The organism is Desulfosporosinus sp. OT, assembly GCF_000224515.1.
Taxonomy (GTDB): Bacteria; Bacillota; Desulfitobacteriia; order Desulfitobacteriales; family Desulfitobacteriaceae; genus Desulfosporosinus.
Genome location: NZ_AGAF01000007.1, coordinates 1 through 17,664, shown reverse-complemented (window position 1 = coordinate 17,664; position 17,664 = coordinate 1). Strand labels below are relative to the sequence as shown.

At 43.6% G+C, this 17,664-nt stretch carries 14 protein-coding genes, 1 pseudogene and 1 riboswitch; of the genes and pseudogenes, 4 read left to right on the top strand and 11 right to left on the bottom strand.

Annotated features, from left to right (window positions below; all coding sequences use genetic code 11):
• Positions 1-14: 14 nt before the first annotated feature.
• From DOT_RS00345 to DOT_RS00305, 9 genes are all read right to left on the bottom strand, one after another.
• The gene (locus DOT_RS00345) at positions 15-1,607 is read right to left on the bottom strand and encodes a 2-oxo acid dehydrogenase subunit E2 (RefSeq protein ID WP_009612775.1); all 1,593 of its coding nucleotides are present in this window, start codon (positions 1,605-1,607) and stop codon (positions 15-17) included.
• A gap of 88 nt (positions 1,608-1,695) precedes the next feature.
• On the bottom strand, positions 1,696-2,721 hold the full coding sequence (locus DOT_RS00340) for an NAD(+)/NADH kinase (RefSeq protein ID WP_009612774.1): 1,026 nt from the start codon (positions 2,719-2,721) through the stop codon (positions 1,696-1,698).
• Between the two features lie 80 nt (positions 2,722-2,801).
• Positions 2,802-3,773: an alpha-ketoacid dehydrogenase subunit beta gene (locus tag DOT_RS00335; RefSeq protein WP_009612773.1), complete on the bottom strand. Its 972-nt coding sequence runs from the start codon at positions 3,771-3,773 to the stop codon at positions 2,802-2,804.
• Positions 3,774-3,797: 24 nt separating this feature from the next.
• Positions 3,798-4,760, bottom strand: a complete 963-nt coding sequence (gene pdhA, locus DOT_RS00330) for a pyruvate dehydrogenase (acetyl-transferring) E1 component subunit alpha (RefSeq protein ID WP_009612772.1) — start codon at positions 4,758-4,760, stop codon at positions 3,798-3,800.
• Positions 4,761-5,642: 882 nt separating this feature from the next.
• Positions 5,643-6,230 (bottom strand): DUF116 domain-containing protein, encoded by a 588-nt coding sequence (locus DOT_RS00325; RefSeq protein WP_009612771.1) that lies wholly within the window; start codon positions 6,228-6,230, stop codon positions 5,643-5,645.
• Positions 6,231-6,411: 181 nt separating this feature from the next.
• A complete protein-coding gene (locus tag DOT_RS00320) occupies positions 6,412-7,470 on the bottom strand; it encodes a 2,3-butanediol dehydrogenase (protein WP_009612770.1) in 1,059 nt (352 codons plus the stop codon).
• A gap of 31 nt (positions 7,471-7,501) precedes the next feature.
• Positions 7,502-8,647, bottom strand: coding sequence for a hypothetical protein (locus tag DOT_RS00315; protein ID WP_202798691.1), 1,146 nt, complete (start codon positions 8,645-8,647; stop codon positions 7,502-7,504).
• A 355-nt stretch (positions 8,648-9,002) separates the two neighbouring features.
• Positions 9,003-10,877, bottom strand: coding sequence for a sigma-54-dependent Fis family transcriptional regulator (locus DOT_RS00310; RefSeq protein ID WP_009612768.1), 1,875 nt, complete (start codon positions 10,875-10,877; stop codon positions 9,003-9,005).
• Positions 10,878-10,902: 25 nt separating this feature from the next.
• Positions 10,903-12,873 carry a sigma-54-dependent Fis family transcriptional regulator gene (locus tag DOT_RS00305; RefSeq protein ID WP_009612767.1) on the bottom strand — a complete coding sequence of 657 codons (1,971 nt, stop codon included), beginning with the start codon at positions 12,871-12,873 and terminating at the stop codon, positions 10,903-10,905.
• A gap of 138 nt (positions 12,874-13,011) precedes the next feature.
• Here DOT_RS00305 and DOT_RS27590 point away from each other — a divergent pair, with 138 nt between their 5' ends.
• On the top strand, positions 13,012-14,058 hold the full coding sequence (locus DOT_RS27590; RefSeq protein ID WP_009612766.1) for a biotin/lipoate A/B protein ligase family protein: 1,047 nt from the start codon (positions 13,012-13,014) through the stop codon (positions 14,056-14,058).
• A gap of 33 nt (positions 14,059-14,091) precedes the next feature.
• On the opposite strand, the gene DOT_RS00295 is transcribed toward DOT_RS27590, so the two are convergent.
• A complete protein-coding gene (locus DOT_RS00295) occupies positions 14,092-15,204 on the bottom strand; it encodes a geranylgeranyl reductase family protein (RefSeq protein WP_009612765.1) in 1,113 nt (370 codons plus the stop codon).
• The gene (locus tag DOT_RS00290; RefSeq protein WP_009612764.1) at positions 15,180-16,235 is read right to left on the bottom strand and encodes a biotin/lipoate A/B protein ligase family protein; all 1,056 of its coding nucleotides are present in this window, start codon (positions 16,233-16,235) and stop codon (positions 15,180-15,182) included. The genes DOT_RS00295 and DOT_RS00290 overlap by 25 nt, the downstream gene beginning before the upstream one ends.
• A gap of 350 nt (positions 16,236-16,585) precedes the next feature.
• Here DOT_RS00290 and DOT_RS00285 point away from each other — a divergent pair, with 350 nt between their 5' ends.
• From DOT_RS00285 to DOT_RS28110, 3 genes and pseudogenes are all read left to right on the top strand, one after another.
• Positions 16,586-16,894 carry a DUF6506 family protein gene (locus DOT_RS00285; protein ID WP_009612763.1) on the top strand — a complete coding sequence of 103 codons (309 nt, stop codon included), beginning with the start codon at positions 16,586-16,588 and terminating at the stop codon, positions 16,892-16,894.
• Positions 16,895-16,964: 70 nt separating this feature from the next.
• Positions 16,965-17,064: riboswitch (TPP riboswitch) on the top strand.
• Positions 17,065-17,282: 218 nt separating this feature from the next.
• Positions 17,283-17,483: a sulfur carrier protein ThiS gene (thiS, locus tag DOT_RS00280; RefSeq protein WP_009612761.1), complete on the top strand. Its 201-nt coding sequence runs from the start codon at positions 17,283-17,285 to the stop codon at positions 17,481-17,483.
• A 4-nt stretch (positions 17,484-17,487) separates the two neighbouring features.
• Positions 17,488-17,664, top strand: a pseudogene (locus DOT_RS28110) (thiazole synthase); the annotation flags it as partial.

Below are 17,664 nucleotides of genomic sequence, written 5' to 3'. Positions count from 1 at the left end.
TATCCCCGCTTTCTTTAACCGCCAAAGGCTTTGATACATGCACGAACTTTTGTTACGGTATAAGCCATAGCCGCGCCGCCCCCAAAAGCGACAGCCACTCCAGCTGCTTCCAACACTTGATCACCAGATGCTCCGGCATTCATGGCATTATAAACATGAGCGGCAATACAGAACTCACATTTGGTATAAATAGCGATAGCCACTGCCATTAACTCTTTTTCCATGATCCCCAATTCGCCTTCGCAAAAGACTGGCGCCATGAGGCTTTCAAAGCCAATCGCCAATTCTGGAGCTTCTTCTTTCAACGCTTCCAACCCAGTGGAGAACGATTCCAACACGTCATAAGGTGTTTCTTTGCCTCCAGTCTTGATGAGAAGATCATCATTGGCTTGCGGTTGTAACTGGAACCAAGGATAGGGATTCTCCAACATTTCTATTAGACGGCCTAGAAAATCTGCTGCGAGTGAACCGTCAATAATCCGATGATCGAGAGAAAGGCTGAGCGTCATAAAAAAGCGATTTTCTAAGCGACTATCGACCATTATTGGTTTCTGTTTTATCGTTCCAACACCGAGAATGGCAGTTTCCGGACGGTTAATAATAGGTGTGAACCCCTCTACCCCGTAGGCCCCTAAATTGGTAATCGTAAAGGTCCCTTGTTCTATCTCTGACGGGTCAAGTTCAGAATTGCGAGCTCGCGCTGCCAAGTCTTTAATTTTGGCCGAAATTTGTTCAAGGGAAAGAATCGGAACATTTTTCACATTGGGAACGACGAGCCCCTCTTCCAACGCGACGGCTACCCCAACATTGATCGATTTGGCTAATTCAATTTCCTTAGCGGTGCTCCGCGAGTTCACAAGCGGAAATTCCGATAAAGCCTGTCCTGTAAACTTAACAAGGAAATCTGTAAAGGAGAATTTTACACGTTTGTCCGCGCCCAACGCGTTTAATTGCTCTCGCACATCTTTTAACGAGGTCATATCCACTTCTTTCATGAGAGTGACATGGGCAGCCTCTCTCCGGCTCTTAATCATACGATCCGCTATGACGCCCCGCATGCTCTGAGGATCAATTGGACGCAGTTCCGAAGTTGTCTCTCCCTTAACCTGAGCGATGTAATTTAAGACATCTTCTTCAACAACCTTGCCGTTTGGACCGCTGCCATTAATTAATTCAAGCGCAATACCTTCGTTAGCGGCGAGTTTAGCCGCACGAGGAGATACCTTGCTAGCACCGGAAAAAACCCCAAAAGGCTTAACAGGTTTTGCTTCTTTCTTCTTCTCTGCTCCGTCATTCCCGCCTGCTAGGGCCGCTTGCAAAGCACTTTTCGCCTCATCCAGAGCGGCTTCTAAGGCAGCGGCGTCGTCCCCTTCTTCCGCCAAAACAGCAAGCGGAACAGAGATCGGATAGCTCGAGCCTGGAGCACCAATAATCTTATAAAGTACTCCATTATAAGGTGATTCAACATTAATATTAACTTTTTCCGTCATCACCTCTAAAAGAGCTTCTCCTAGGGCAACCGCCTCCCCTTCGTTTTTTAGCCAGCTTACTATTTTTCCTTTTTTCATTGTTAAACCTAATTTAGGCATAAGCATGATATGTGCCATTTTTCTTTTACCTCCAATTTTATATTTTCATTATAGTTTGGGCCCCAAAGGGGCATGAGAGTTTAGAAGAGTATCTGTTTAGAAGAATTTAACGATTTATGAATAGACCTTTTTGGGCAGCACGGTTTAAGGTACTTTGGACATCGACCACAAACGGCCCTGTCTGCACTAGTTCTACTTCGGCAAAGTCTTCTGGACCAACCAAAATCTCCCTTTCTCCATCAACCGCTATAACACAAGGGACATGATTTACAACGACTTTCTGACCGGGGCTCATTAATTCGTAGGAATGAACAGGAACCGATCGAATCAGACCAGGTCCTACTGCTGCTTTTACCTGGATTGAAGAGCCTTGAGTTGAATCCAGCGTTTGCTCGCCACTTTCTGTGATGATTAAGTTGATCCCTTTGGCTTCCCGCTTATTGATGGGATGCAGGGCACCGACGATTGCCGCAATACCAATATGAAAGGACTCGCCGCACGTAGCCACAATCTGCCTGATCTTACCAATGTCCCAAATGGCCCGGGAACCGACGAACTGCTCAGCTAGTACAACAGCATCTATTAAGGCTATATCCACCGCTTTACCGTTGATATAGATTATCAGCTTTTTGGTCCGAATAAGCGAAAACTCTTGTTCTACCGCACCTGTTGCCACTAAACCAGCTGCCAAGCCCGCTATTGTTCCTTCCACCATAACCGAGAAAACATTATTGGTTCCTGTCGAAACAGGCATGATCGGAACCTCCCCGGCTCCTTTAGATACAACTCGGTTTGTTCCGTCACCACCTAGGGTTACCAAGCAACTTACACCCATTTCAACCATTTTGGCTGCTGCCAACTGCGAATCCTCTTGATTCGCCTTCCACTGCATAGGTAAGAGCTTTGTTTCCATGCTTAATTGATTTTCACCGGTGAAAACATCTAAAGCCTGTTCATAGAAGCCAAAATAATCCGGCATAAACCAAACCCTTTGAACCCCTGCCGCTTGAAGCCCAAGCAAGATTCTCCGGATCAAATTCACTTTTTCCTGATTATCAAAGACCGTGGCGTGAGCCACCAAACGGCGGATATCTTTTCCTGAAGCGGGATTGGCAATAATTCCTGCAATCATATTCTTCACCTCCTACCCAAGAGCTAAGGGCAACCGAAGATCGGCCGCCCTTCTCGAAGAATGAGTTTAGTACACTGGTGCTAGAAAAAGGATTTCACCGCTTCAATAATTTTTGCCTCATCCGGAATATAGGCCGCTTCCAAGTTTGAGGCAAAAGGAATAGGGCTGAAGGGTGCCGCTACCCTTTTAATTGAAGCATCGAGAGAATCAAAACATTCTTCAGCAACCATTGCGGCGATTTCCCCGCCAAATCCTCCCTGTTTGACAGCTTCATGCACAATAACCAGGCGTCCGGTTTTTTCTATCGATTTATACAACGTTTCCTTATCAAACGGTACAAGCGTACGAGGATCAATCACTTCTGCTTCGATTCCCTCTTGAGCTAAGGTTTCCGCAGCCGCTAACGCTTTATGAAGCATCATAGAATAAGCTAAGATCGTGACATCTTTTCCTTCCCGTTTGATATCCGCCTTGCCAAGTGGGATAGTATACTCCCCTTCAGGAACTTCCCCGGTTACCCCAAGGAGGGCTTTATGTTCCAAGTAGATAACCGGATTATCATCACGGATGGCCGATTTCAACAAACCTTTAGCATCTGCTGCAGTCGCAGGCATAACTACTTTAAGCCCAGGAATATGGCACATAAATGCTTCAAGGCTCTGAGAGTGTTGGGCTGCTGCACCCACTCCGGCTCCGCAGGCCATCCTTAACGTCAGCGGAACTTTAGCCTTGCCACCAAACATATAATGCATCTTTGCGGCTTGGTTAAGCAACTCATCGAGACAGACACCTACGAAATCCACAAACATGATTTCTGGAACCGGGCGCAAACCAGCGACTGCAGCCCCTACAGCTGAACCCATGATGGCGGTCTCAGAGATCGGTGCATCCAACACTCTTTCAGCACCAAATTTTTCAAGGAGACCAGTTGTTACTCCAAAACACCCACCGAATGCCCCAACATCTTCTCCTAATATATAAACTTTCTCATCCCTACGCATTTCTTCTTCGAGAGCCTCATTTATCGCTTGGGAATACGTCTTTTCTGCCATAATAATCTCACCCCTTCAAATTCCTTAGTCGCAGTAAACATCGGTCGTTAGTTCATCAAGAGACGGTACAGGACTATTCTGAGCAAACTCAACCGCATCAGCAATAATCTTTTTTACTTCGGTATCGATTTGACTAATTTCTGCCTCTGTAGCCATTTTCATTTCTTGTAAACGGTTCGCGAACCGTGGCAAAGGATCTTTCGCTTTCCAGGCGTTCACTTCTTCATCGCTCCGATATACGCAGGGATCCCCTTCAAAATGGCCGTGATGTCGATAAGTTTTACATTCAATTAAAACAGGCCCTCCACCAGCACGAGCACGCTTTATTGCTTCTTCTGCTGCTTCGTAGACAGCCATAACGTCATTGCCGTCAACGACAATACCAGGCATTCCGTAGGACCCTGCACGGTCAGCAATGTCTGTAATGTTTTGATGCCTTTCCTGGCTCATAGAAATACCGTACATATTATTCTCGTTGACGAAAACTACAGGCAATTTCTGAACACTCGCCATGTTCAATGACTCGTGGAAAGTACCCCGGTTTGAGGATGCGTCCCCAAAAAAGCAGATTGCAACTCCATTAGTTTTCATATATTTAGCAGCAAAACCGGCCCCGGTTGCTAAGGGTAAACCTGCACCCACAATTCCATTCGCCCCAAGAAAACCAAGTTCTACATCGGCAATATGCATGGAACCGCCTTTTCCTTTACATTCTCCGTCGGCCCTACCGAAAATCTCAGCCATCATTTTGTTAATCGATGCTCCGCGGGCAACTCCATGTCCATGCCCCCGATGAGTACTAGCGATATAATCCTGTTTTTCTAAGTTCGCACACACTCCGGTTGCCACAGCCTCCTCACCGATGTACAGGTGAACAAAACCAGGAATTTGACCTTGTGAAAAAAATTTCGCCACAGTTTCTTCAAATTCACGGATCATACGCATTTGACGATATAAATCAAGCATTTGTTCTTTATTAAGCGCCACTTATAATCACTCCTCATCCGAATAAGTTTTTTTCGTTACACACTTGCTAATATCCGCCCTGGTTCCATCAACATAGGAGTCCAAGTCTATACGACCGTCCTTAACGACATCACCTACGGCACTAACATACCCGCTACTTCCATCCCCCCTTTGCGAACCACCATGTCTTTGCTGCTCAACGTGATCTGATTTTACATTACATCCATAAATAACTAATTCAGGACAAGAGGCGTAGAATTAACTTATACGCCCATTTCATTCAGATATTGCAAAATCTCCACAATACCATTAAATATGCAAACCGCATGCCAACCTTGGAAATTTTCAGAAATTAGCATTAATAAGCAGGCAGCTACTTGCTAGCAAGGGTTGACTAATATTGTTTAGAGCTATTAATTCTCTCTATTCAACAAAAGTTGCCACAAACGACCGGTTCTAATAACGAACACTGTTCGGTTTTTGAACAATTTGTCAGTTTATTGTGAAATTTGAGTTAGTTCAACACGAGCTATCACAGCTATAATATTGCCGAAATACCCTGCAGCACGAGTTGTATTTACTTCATTGAAGCTGGTTTAAAATTCAGGTTTAAAGAAAATTTGGCTGGCGCCCGAAGACACTGTCTTCGCACGTATTAGCCTTCTCGTTAGCCTTGGCGAAGGCGGCCACCTTAGTTGCACTTATGCGCTGGCCATGACTCGAATAGGACGTTCGAGATTAGAGCGCCGCCACGGATGGCAAGGTGCCGTGATGGCGAGAGGGGACCTTCCAGAAAGTATGGAACAAAAAGGACTAGTACAAAAAAGTTGCTTAGGGAACAAATCCTATTCGTTCCCTAAGCAACTTTTCATTTATGCCCCATACTAAAACCCTTTTTATAACTTATCCCCAATTATTGCAACCAACTTCATCTGAAACTATTACTATATTTAATACTCTGCGAAGGAGATCAAGTTTTAAACGAGTCTGGTTTTGAAAAGTCCCTTGATGGGCTTCCCTATTTTTGCCCAGGTGATAACAGGTCGAACTATCAATGTCTATGAGTACGCCTTGTAAGCCAATACGTTCAAAGTCATGCCGGTGTTTAGCTAAAAAGGTCTGACAACACGTTCCTATAAAAGCACTGCACCCTTGTTCCTTCAGACTTTGTAAAACCTGCTCAAGCATTTCATAGTTCTGGATCGTAACCGGCTCCATCCCATACTCCTCTGCTAATTGATAAGCTTCCCCCATGTCACAGCGTCCACAACGTTCACACCCTTCCGTATAGCGAAACTTACAAGTTGGACTTTTTGCGCAGTAAGGGAGCAACAAAGGCAATGCGTTAAAACTTTTGGTAACCCTAATGTCTCTGGAATTTACACTCTTCCCTACAAAGAATATCGAGCCCATTTCTTCAGGATGGGCTTCTAATTCGATTAGCCAGTTCTTTCTTAAAACTTCAATGTCTAATTTACCCTTCAGTTTCATCTATATTACCTACCCCGTTCCTTGTAGTTTTCTGAAATTCTTGAATGGACAAACGTTGAACGAAAATAGGGCCGTCTTCCTGGCGGATTCAACAGCATATTGATATGGCCTTGTTTCAATCGGATTTTAAAAACGCCTAGGTCTAAAATACTCCTAGGCGTTTTTTTACGAGTTAAAGATTTTAGAACGGTGAAACCAAAATTTTAATATTTTCTTCTTTATGATTTACCAGCTCGTCGAAGCCCTTTTCAATAATATCTTCGAGTTTAATTTTTCCTGTAATCATGGGTTCTCCCTGGATCCGGCCATCATTCATTAACGCAATCGCCGTACTAAACTCTCCATTATAGGCCAAGGATCCTATAATCTCTTTTTCATTAGCGGTAACCTCGAAAAAGTTAAACGTACTCTCACGTTCAAAGATACCTACCATGACGACTTTACCCATTTTTCGTGCCAATTGTATGGCCAGTGGTGCTGTCTTCTCATTCCCGATACATTCGAAGGAAATATCCGCTCCTAATCCGTCGGTAAGCTCCTTGATCTTGGCAACAACGTCTACTTCTCTCGGGTCGAAGACTGCCGTTGCCCCCATATTTAAAGCATATTCTTTTCTAGCTTTAGCCATTTCAATCACATAAACTTTGCTGGCTCCAGCAGCCTTAGCAGCTTGTAATGTCGCGAGTCCAATTGTTCCTGCGCCTAGCACAACGACTATATCTCCTTCAATAACAGGTGCCTTTCGAACGGCATGGATCCCAACTGCTATCGGCTCGATGACAGCTGCTACTTCGTAGGACATATCATCCGGAATTTTATACAGCGTATAGGCTGGTACATTGACATATTCTGCAAAGGCGCCATCTGTCATCAACCCAGTAAACGCCAATTTTTCACACATACTGTAATTCATGCGTTTACAATGATAACATTCCCAACACACTTGGCAAGCATCCGGCGCAACCCGATCTCCCACCTGAACATTTTTTACTCCCGGGCCGATTTCCACTACTTCTCCGGAAAATTCATGTCCAAGAGTAATTGGTGCTTTACTACCTGTGAGCGCATCTGGCGCTGAAACGGGAATGAAAATCGGACCGGCCAAGTATTCATGGAGATCTGAACCGCAAATTCCACACCATTTAACCTTCACTTTAACCCACCCTTCACCCGGTGTCGGTGGCTCCGGTACATCCACTACGCGAACGTCTTTTCTACCATACCAAACTGCTGCTTTCATTGATCATCTCTCCTTTAAAAATTTCTAAACCTTATTTATTCTTTTTGATTAAGCCATAAGAACCAAAATATACGGCATAAATCAACATGACTAAAATCATTAAATCGATCCACGTTAAAGGATCTCCACCGAATCCTTTGCTGATCTCAGCTTCATGCAGTACCGAAATCGCAAACCACCGGGTATAAACCAAAAATGTTATCAGCCCGAGGCCGTAAGTAATTACTACTCTAACGACCTTTTTCGAGACGGTATTTAGAGGTTGATTGTCAAAGACCGTTGCCCACGTTAAGACCCAAAACAAGATACACACCCCTAATTGAGCTGGCCACATTGTAATCGCAACTCCAAGAGATTTCTGCGCCTCAATGGGAATCAGAAAATTTCTCAGCAAAGCCAAGAACAAGAAATAAATTCCTGTACCGATGACAAAGTTGCCAAAGAGTGATCCCAGAGCCATTTTGGCTCTTGAACCTAATCGGCTCCACGGCCAGTTATCTAAGGCATTAGCTGTCGTAAGCCAAGAGACAATAACTGAATAGAACCAACCGACCGCTGTGGCCAAGGGAAGAATTACTTTTCCACTCTGGGACCAACTGGCTACGCTCGGATAAATTAATACCAGATAACCCAAAAACGCCAGGAAAAACCCTTCAAAGAACTCTATAATCCCGACCCATGGCTGCTTTAGCCCTAAATCCACCCATGGCCAATGCCCCATATTTGTTGGTAAAATACCGAAAAAGTAAAAACCCACTAGGACAATCATACCGGTTGCCGTCCAACCTGCTCCGCTTGGATTAAAAGCCGGTTCAAAACTTCCGATGCCGAAAACGAGTATTCCCACTGTAAGAAAAGCTAAAACTGCCCCAGTAACAAATGCAACTAATCCTGCTAGGGGTTGCTTTAGCCGATGAAAAGGCCATAGTTCACCATTAAATGCCAGGAATACGACCTCTAAAATGAACCAGAACATGACAGCACCAAAGGGCTGTGGGTACAGTTTCCATATCCCTTGCTTTGGATCCGCAAACACATTCCAAACCACAAGACTTACTACCAGAATTATTGCAAGGTGTGCCATTGCAAACGTGATCGGATTAACGGATATACCAAATTGTTTCTTAGCGCTAATAATCTCACTGCCCTTCCCGACCTTATTGGTTGAAGCAGCCAAACCCATATACCTCCCAATAAATCGCCTTTCTTTCTGATTCTCTCGAAATACCTCCTTAGTATTAATTTGTTCGGCCAGTTTTTAGTATATTGCAAATATTATGCCAACCTAATGGATTACCCGGTAAATCTGTCCGAATCCACGGTATTTTGCAATTTCCCTGACCTTACCGGGCCAGGAATCATGTAATTAGTGTTCGAATCAATAACCTAAGTAAATCATTATCCTAAAAAATAATACCTCTTAAATAAGAAGTGCATAGCAGCCCTTATTCAAGAGGTTTCATCATCTTTTTCATGCTCGAAAACCGAACAGTATGTTCATTTTCCATACATTACTTATCCATCTTTACAAACTAAGCTCTAACCCCCAATTTTCTCAACTTGTCATATAACGTATTGCGTCCAATTCCCAGTGCTCTTGCTGTTTGTGTGATATTACCATTGAATTTGTTGAACGTGGACTCAACGGTGATTTTCTCAATTTCCGTTAAGGAGATGACTTCCCCCACCTCTTTCAAAAAGTCCGGTTGCCGGTGTATGCTGCAGGGTAAATCCGTAACACTGAGATATTCCCCCTCAGCCATGTTCATGGCATATTCCACCGCGTTTTGTAATTCTCTTACATTCCCAGGCCAAGAATAATTACGAACGGCCTCGAAAAACTCCAGCTCAGCTCCATCGATCTCTTTACCCAAGTTTTCCGAGAAAATGTTTATTAAATGAATGGTTAAGAGGTCAATATCTTTCCCTCTCTCCCTTAAGGGCGGGATATGAATTTTTAATACATTTAAGCGGTAATACAAATCTTCTCGGAAACGCCCTTCCTCGACAGCCCTCATCAGATCTTTATTGGTAGCTGCAATAATCCGGACGTTAACAGGAATCACCTTTTCTCCGCCAACTCTCGTTACTTTCCGTTCCTGTATGACCCGTAAAAGGTTTACTTGCAATTCCATGGGCATATCGCCAATTTCATCCAGAAAGATAGTCCCCTCATTGGCAAGTTCGAACTTACCAGGATTTCCTCCCCGCTTAGCCCCGGTGAAAGCTCCCTCATTATAGCCAAAGAGTTCACTCTGAATGAGTTCCCGTGGCAGGGCTGCACAATTGACTGCCACGAACGGCCCCTCCGAGCGACCGCTACGATTGTGGATTGCTTGGGCAAACAGCTCTTTACCAGTTCCACTTTCACCAGTAAGTAATACATTGGAACGGGAATTAGCCGCAACCGAGAGCAGCTTAAATGCTTTCTTCATTCCCTCACTTTCCCCAATAATATCTTCACAGGTAAAGCGGGCAGTTGCCCCTACCATTCTGTTGACTAAGCTGCGCACCTTTCTTATTTCCCGCAACGTAAACACTACGCCAACGATAGTCCCGTTTTCCTTCAAAATCGGCTGGGAAGAACTTGTGCAATGAATACGCTCGCCGCCTTGATCCAGGACAATTTCTTCATCAGTTTTCCAAATGCAGTTTTTGGCTATTTCACTAAATTTATTGTTAGGACCAAGAATCAAACTCAATGATTTGCCAACGACATCTTTGTCAGACAATTTCATAATGGCAAAAGCTGCTGGATTAATATGAATGATCTTTCCATCGTTGTCTACGGCCATCAATCCCTCCCTAACGCTACTGGTCGCGGCAGACAACAATTCGTAGGCCTGGTTTTTTTCCTCTTGAAGTTCTTCCTTGCGTAACTGATTTGCTATCATTTTTGAAATTTTAGAACTTACTAGATAAAGTAAATTTGCCGCTTCCTTTATTTTTTCTTCCGGAATAATTTTGACTTTATTTAAAGCTTCTAAATACTCATCAGGATCTATTCCAAACACTTCGGCGTGTTTTATAAACTTTTCCTTTTCCGGTTGTTTTGATAAGACCTGTCCTCCCAGGATTGCTCCGATTCGTACACCGTTCAGCATAATAGGAGCGGCAAAATCAACCATGCCATTTTCACAGTGGTACACCGCAGGCTTTCCGGTTCTGGTTGATTCTTCAGCACCTTTCTTATCACTAATCTCACATCGTTTCAAACCTTCAGAGCAGCTTCGATTATACTTCATACAAATATCATTAAAATTTATCGGCCGAGTCACTGGGTTGTTATTCTTATCAAGTGTTAAAGCGGCAACACCCGTAACACGAGCAAAGGTGTCCTGAAACTGCTGCAAAAATTCTAAGTCAATAACATCCAGTAAATTAATTTCCTCTCTGCTAAAATCCATTAATATTTCCCTCCTTGCTAATCGTCTAAGCTCTAACCCCCAATTTTCTCAACTTGTCATATAACGTATTGCGTCCAATTCCCAGTGCCCTTGCTGTTTGTGTGATATTACCATTGAATTTGTTGAACGTGGACTCAACGGTGATTTTCTCAATTTCTGTTAAGGAGATTACTTTTCCAACATTCTGCATGAACATAGGCTGACAGCGTATGTCATTTGGCAAATCATGGACGCTGAGATATTCCCCTTCAGCCACATTCATGGCATATTCCACAGCATTTTGCAACTCCCTTATATTTCCTGGCCATGAATACTTACAAATGGTCTCAAGGAATTCCGGCTCAACGCCTTTAATCTCTTTATCTAGGTTTTCCGAGAAAACGTTTATTAGATGCATCGTTATGAGTTCAATATCTCTCCCTCTCTCTCTCAAGGGTGGGATTTGAATGCTTAAGACATGTAAACGGTAATACAAATCTTGACGGAAACGCCCTTCCTTAACAGCCTTAACCAAGTCCTTGTTGGTAGCAGCAATAATCCGGATGTTAATGGGAATTACCTTTTCTCCACCAACCCTCGTTACTTTCCGCTCCTGCAAAACCCGCAAAAGGTTTACCTGCAATTCGATGGGCATATCACCGATTTCATCCAGAAAGATGGTCCCCTCATTGGCCATTTCAAACTTTCCTGGATTTCCCCCTCGCTTTGCTCCAGTAAAGGCTCCTTCATTATATCCAAAGAGTTCACTCTGAATGAGTTCCCGTGGCAGGGCTGCGCAATTGACTGCAACAAACGGGCCATCCGAGCGACTGCTGTGATTGTGAATTGCTTGGGCAAACAATTCCTTCCCTGTACCGCTTTCTCCTGTCAAAAGTACATTGGATCGGGAATTTGCAGCGACTGGAATTAATTTCAAGACATTTTTCATAACCTCAGATTCTCCAATAATGTCCTTGCAATGAAAACGGGCAGTGGCTCCTACCATCCTGTTTACCAAACGGCGAACCTTATTTATTTCCCGCAAGGTAAACACCACGCCAGCTATTGAGCCATCCTTCTTATAAAATGGACGGGCTGTACATATACAATGAATTCGATCCCGTCCTTGATCATGCACAATTTCCACATCCGTTTTCCAGAGAAGTTGGTTAGCCATTTCACTGAACTTCTCGTTAGGGCCAAGGATCGATTTCAGAAGTTGGCCTGTCTCTATTTTTTCGCTCAAACCTAATATTTTTTGGGCACCCGGATTGATATGAATAATCCGCCCTTCATTATCAACAGCCAGCAAGCCCTCAGTCACACTCTCTGTTGCTGCACTCAATAGTTCATATGCTCGGTTCTTTTCCTCCTGTATTTCTTCCTTCCGCAATTGATTTTCTATGGCCTCAACCGCCGCCACAGTCATTCCAAAAGTATGAGAATAGACACATTCGGCGGGGCCGGAGATATCAAAGCATCCGATAACCTCTCCGTGAGGATTATGAATCGGTGCTCCAGAACACGTCCAGTAATGATGCGATTGACAAAAGTGTTCAGTACCAGATATTTGAATGGCTTTATTCATCACCAACGCTGTCCCGATCGCGTTAGTCCCCACTGCCTGTTCCGACCAATCCGTACCCTTTATAAACCGAATTGTACTTGCAGCCTTATCCAGAATCCCAGAATCTCCGCAAGTGTGCAAAATCCTCCCTTCCTTATCTGTAATCACGACCATGAATCCCGAACCCTTAACACTTTGGTAAACGGTATGCATGAAGGGTTTGGCGACCTCTACTAATTGGGAGTTATGATTAATTAGTTGTTGTAGTTTTTCTTGGTCCAATGGATCTTTACCTATGCCCTCATATGGGTTTATACCAAGTTTCTTACAGCGCTGCCACGATTCAAGAATCTCCGAGCGTGTAACCGCTGCATCGCCCATACCACCCTCGATAAAGTTTCTCCACACCCCTAACGAATCTTCTACACATTTTACGGATTGCATGGACATCTTAAGCCCCTCCTTGCATACCTTTTCTACTCACGAAAATGCTTTTAACGATTAGCTACCCCTACTTGTTTAATTTTCTTTGGCATGGAATTTGCAACAAGGAATTATAAGAGCAAATTTATGATAGGAGTTCTCGTTATGGAATTTTATAATCTTAACCTCGTTACCTGGTTTGAATCGCAGGTTATTTATCACGCACTTGCCCACCTAAACCGGGAAGCACTAATACTCTGTACTCCGGCAACACCTTATGTCTGTGTCGGGTTCCATCAGGATATGCCCAGCGAAGTCGATTTTTTGACTTGTAAAGAACAAAACATCCCGATTTTCCGTCGTGAAGTTGGAGGAGGGGTCGTATATTTAGATCACAGGCAGGTTTTTTTTCAAATTGTCCTTAACCGAAATAATTCAAACGTCCCCATCAACCGGGAGCGTTTTTACAGAAAGTTCCTTGAACCAGTAGTGCAAACTCTTCAAGATTTCAACTTAGCGGCGGAGTTACGCTCGCCTTGTGACTTAATTATTAACTCCAAAAAGATTTCCGGCAACGGTGCAGGTCAAATCGGAGAGTGTTATGTCTTGGTAGGAAACATTCTACTGGATTTCAATTATGAGGTTATGTCTTCTATTATCCGTGTCCCATCAGAGGGTTTCCGCCAGGAGTATTTACATCAAATGCAAGCAAACCTCACGACATTACAGTCCGAAATGGGAAGAGCCGTAAGTAGTGAGGAAGTTATCGAAAGGCTCAAAACTAACTTCGCAGGAACCTTCTCACTTACTTCAACTCAACTGGACAATCAAGTTCTTGAACAGATCCAAAAACTCACCCCAATGTTTCAATCCAAAGAATGGCTCATGGAAGCCGGGCGCCGCCTCCCCTATCGGGAGATTAAAGTAGCGGAAAACTGTTATATCAGAGAATATAAAGTCTCTCTTGATGGCACTAACCTTACCTGCCGTTTAGTCCTTGCTGATCAACAAATTAGCAAAATAACCTTGAGTGACTCCAATGGCTTAATTTCTCCCTTACTTTTGCGTCGGTTGGAATACTCCCTCCTCGGAAAAAGGATGGATTTTAATACATTAAATGAGGCCTGTACAGAAGCACATGCCTTAAGCCCCTCTAATGCAAAAAATCTAGCCCTTACCCTTAGCGGGAAAAACGTTGCTGGAACGACATAATAATCCTTCAGTAGGACAGTTAAACTATATTGCCTAAGATTCAAAGTACTCCGGAAATGCAAACCAAGTTTTTCGTACTAAGACGGGAAAATCCGTCTTTTCCCAATTTATATTATATTCGATTTTTCTTTTAAAACCCCTTTCTATAAATTCCCCAAATCTTGTTAAATACTGCCGAGGATACTGCGTTAACACGTTAAGATCACCCGTTCGAATACTGTCAACAGCTAAAGAACCCGCTATTTTTCCGGCCACTATTGCCGGAAAAATCCCCTCTCCACTGATTGGATGAGTATGTCCTGCTGCATCCCCAACTAACATTAGGTTTTTCTGTTGCATACTTAACCGCGGTCCTCCGATAGGAATCGCTCCGCCAGTCGTTCTCATTACTTCTTTACTAATTACCCCTTCTTTAATTAAATATTGTTGAAATTCCGCTAAAGCTCTTGCTACATTTCCTCCTAAACTCAAATCAATGCTAACCCCGACATTTGCGAGATCATTTTTAGGAAAGAGCCAGGCATATCCGCCGGGGATGGACGGACTAAAGTAAATTTGAGCCCATGACGACCTTTTCCTTAACTTGACCGTGATTTGCTTAGCATAGGCCAAAGCCTGAGGCGGGCAACCCATCGCCTGGGCTACTACGGATTTAGGTCCTTCCGAGCCTATAACAATTCTCGCTTTAACCATGGATAAATTTCCCTGTTCATTGATTATAACATCCTGGTCCGTAACCGCTGCTGCCTGTGCTTGAGTGAATAACTTAACCCCAGATTGAACCGCTCTCTCAGCTAAATAACGATCAAAGACATCTCGGTTAAGTATGTAACCGGGTGCTCGTGTTTGAGCCACTTGCTCTCGATCAATATAGGTAATGAAACCTTCAACCCTTTGAGCTATGCAATCCGTTGGAACAGGTACTTCTGCAGCTAAACTCAATGGTACATACTCTGCACATTGAACTGGTAAACCTATCTGCTCTTTTTTCTCTAACATTAACACCGAAACCCCACCAAGAGCCGCTGTAGCGGCTGCGGAGCTACCCGCTGGACCAGCTCCGATTACAACAACGTCAGCTTCAGCCAAAATAGGAAGCTCGTCAATCTCAAACTCGGCGTTCATCTTAAGGCGCTGCGTAAACATGACTCCACATCCTGAGCACTCACACCGGGAATTTGATCCGGGTAAGCCTTAAAATAAGCTCTGACTATCTCCTCGATTCTATCCCCTTCCAGGGGACAATCCTTTAAACGGGCCTCCAGCTCGAAGATGATCGACGGATTATGTGTAAAGAAATCCCCGCTAATTAATACGCTTTTCAAAACTCGTGCCTTTAACTCCACCTTGGCAAGCACCCGGATTAATCCGCCTGGTGTTTTAAGGCAAGCTTCCTTTATTTCTCCCGCCTCGGTTGGTAAACAAACTTTATAAATCCATTCAGGCGAATTAAAATACATTCTTTTCTCTCGAAATAATGCCTCTTCCCATGGATTAAGTTCGTCCCTAATAAATTGCATATCCATAACCGATGCGAATGCCGCACAAATGGCTTCTTTGATCTTGGACATATCTGGAACCTGACCAAGCTCTCTTTTAAGCCACGTTACCCGGTCCTCTACTGCGCTAATATTTTTATCACTTATTTTTTCCATTGGAATTTTCAGTACCTTGACCATGCTCTCAACGTCAAAATCGACGAGTAAAGAACACTGGAAGACAAAGGCATTGTCTAATTCTGCCCCCCCTGTACCACAAATCTTACGATTACCAACTTGAATATCGTTACGGGGACGAAACATTGCCTTTACTCCAAGATCGGCCAAAGCTTTAACCATAACCTCACACAACAGCTTATAAACCTCATCAAGATTTCTTCCCGCCAGCCAATCTTTACCCGCATAAATTTCCCATCCAAGTTCGGACGGTCCCCAAAAAATTGCTCCCCCTCCTGTGATACGACGGTTGATTTCAATACTTTCTCTTCGACAATAGCCTTCATCAATTTCTAACTCTACCGCTTGATGTAAACCCAATAGAGCACAACGGGGAGAAAACTGGAGAAAACGTAATGTATTTGGGCATTTTCCTGTGCTTCGAGAAGCAAGCAAGACTTCGTCTAAAGCCATGTGATCAGCCGCATTTAATGGATTGTTGTCGAGTAGTCGCCAATTCATCAGCTATAGTCCTCCTTTAATTAATTTTGAGGTTGTTGATCATGTCCACTGTTCGATTTTCGAACAGTGATCGGAAAGCGAACAGTGGACATGATCTCTTTTCATTAAGATACGCTAGGAATTTCGACAATTTTAGCCTTTAGTTACTACAAAGGACCGCATTATCTTCTATTGTATTTTTATTCTTAATTTTGTTTCATTTATAATGCAATTCACATGCCAAAGCCCGTTGAAACTTCTTGGCATATGAATTGCATATTTTATTATTGTTATCACAGGTTGCTGCTTGTTATCCTATTCTACTCTGTGAATCTCAAAATGAATTTTAGTATGGAGAGGATGTGATTTAATTGTCATTAAAAGCTGCCTTTATTTTCCTTGCACCTCAAGCCGACCCATTACAACATCAGGCGGATATTCAAACTCCACAGGTTACCCTACTCATACGGGGAGTCCAAAACTATCAGGAAGCTGTTAATCTTGCACAGCAACTAGTTACTGAAGGAGTTCAGGCGTTGGAATTATGCGGAGGGTTTGGTAACATTGGAACGGCAAAAATTGTTGAAGCTGTACAACATAAAATTCCAGTTGGTACCGTACGATTTGATAGCCACCCCGGTTTGAGTGGAAAAAGCGGGGATGATCTATTCTTAACTTAACCACCCAGGACTGTGAGGATAAATCACTAATGACACAGGATAAGTATTAATGCCTGCTTAACTGAATATGTTTGTTTGCTAGGGGTGCCCTACGGGCTGAGATGAGGAAACTCGATCCCTTTGAACCTGATCTGGTTAATACCAGCGGAGGAAAGCTAATTTTTTTACTTATACAGGAATATAAGTGAGAACTGCTTCCCGCAGTTCTCATTTTTTTATACTAGTCAAAACGTGTTTCTGGATGCACAAGTGCGACTAAGACGACCGCCTTCGCAAAGCTCGACAATAGCCAAGTTCCCTCTATGTTTTACGCCTTCCCTGGTGCCATGACAGTAAGACAAGAACTGACTAGCAAACACGTGTGAACAAGCGAAAGGAGGACGTTTCGTTGCAGATTACTGTAAACGGTGAAGCACAGGAAATTCTCTCAGAATGTACTGTATTCCAGTTTCTCGAAAACAAAGCGGTGACCCTAAAAGCGGCGGTCGTGGAGCTCAATGGTAAAATCCTAACTCAAGAACATTGGCAGAGTACTTTTTTACATGCTGACGACAGGTTGGAAATCTTAATTTTTATGGGAGGTGGCTAATAACGTGAATGATAATACACAGAGTGTTAATCCTTCGGCTGACAGTCTACTCATCGGAGGGGTGAATTTACATAGCCGACTGTTTGTAGGAACTGGTAAATTTTCTTCTCATGAAATAGTGCCCCAAGTGTTGGAAGCGAGCGGCAGCCAGGTAGTAACGATGGCTTTACGCCGAGTCGAT

What these genes read in the sequence shown, in the direction of transcription:
- DOT_RS00345 (WP_009612775.1), bottom strand. Translation starts at nt 1,607, where the DNA reads ATGGCACATATCATGCTTATGCCTAAATTAGGTTTAACAATGAAAAAA.
- DOT_RS00310 (WP_009612768.1), bottom strand. Translation starts at nt 10,877, where the DNA reads ATGGATTTTAGCAGAGAGGAAATTAATTTACTGGATGTTATTGACTTA.
- DOT_RS00295 (WP_009612765.1), bottom strand. Translation starts at nt 15,204, where the DNA reads ATGTTTACGCAGCGCCTTAAGATGAACGCCGAGTTTGAGATTGACGAG.
- DOT_RS00335 (WP_009612773.1), bottom strand. Translation starts at nt 3,773, where the DNA reads ATGGCAGAAAAGACGTATTCCCAAGCGATAAATGAGGCTCTCGAAGAA.
- DOT_RS00325 (WP_009612771.1), bottom strand. Translation starts at nt 6,230, where the DNA reads ATGAAACTGAAGGGTAAATTAGACATTGAAGTTTTAAGAAAGAACTGG.
- DOT_RS00340 (WP_009612774.1), bottom strand. Translation starts at nt 2,721, where the DNA reads ATGATTGCAGGAATTATTGCCAATCCCGCTTCAGGAAAAGATATCCGC.
- DOT_RS00320 (WP_009612770.1), bottom strand. Translation starts at nt 7,470, where the DNA reads ATGAAAGCAGCAGTTTGGTATGGTAGAAAAGACGTTCGCGTAGTGGAT.
- DOT_RS00305 (WP_009612767.1), bottom strand. Translation starts at nt 12,873, where the DNA reads ATGTCCATGCAATCCGTAAAATGTGTAGAAGATTCGTTAGGGGTGTGG.
- DOT_RS27590 (WP_009612766.1), top strand. Translation starts at nt 13,012, where the DNA reads ATGGAATTTTATAATCTTAACCTCGTTACCTGGTTTGAATCGCAGGTT.
- DOT_RS00290 (WP_009612764.1), bottom strand. Translation starts at nt 16,235, where the DNA reads ATGAATTGGCGACTACTCGACAACAATCCATTAAATGCGGCTGATCAC.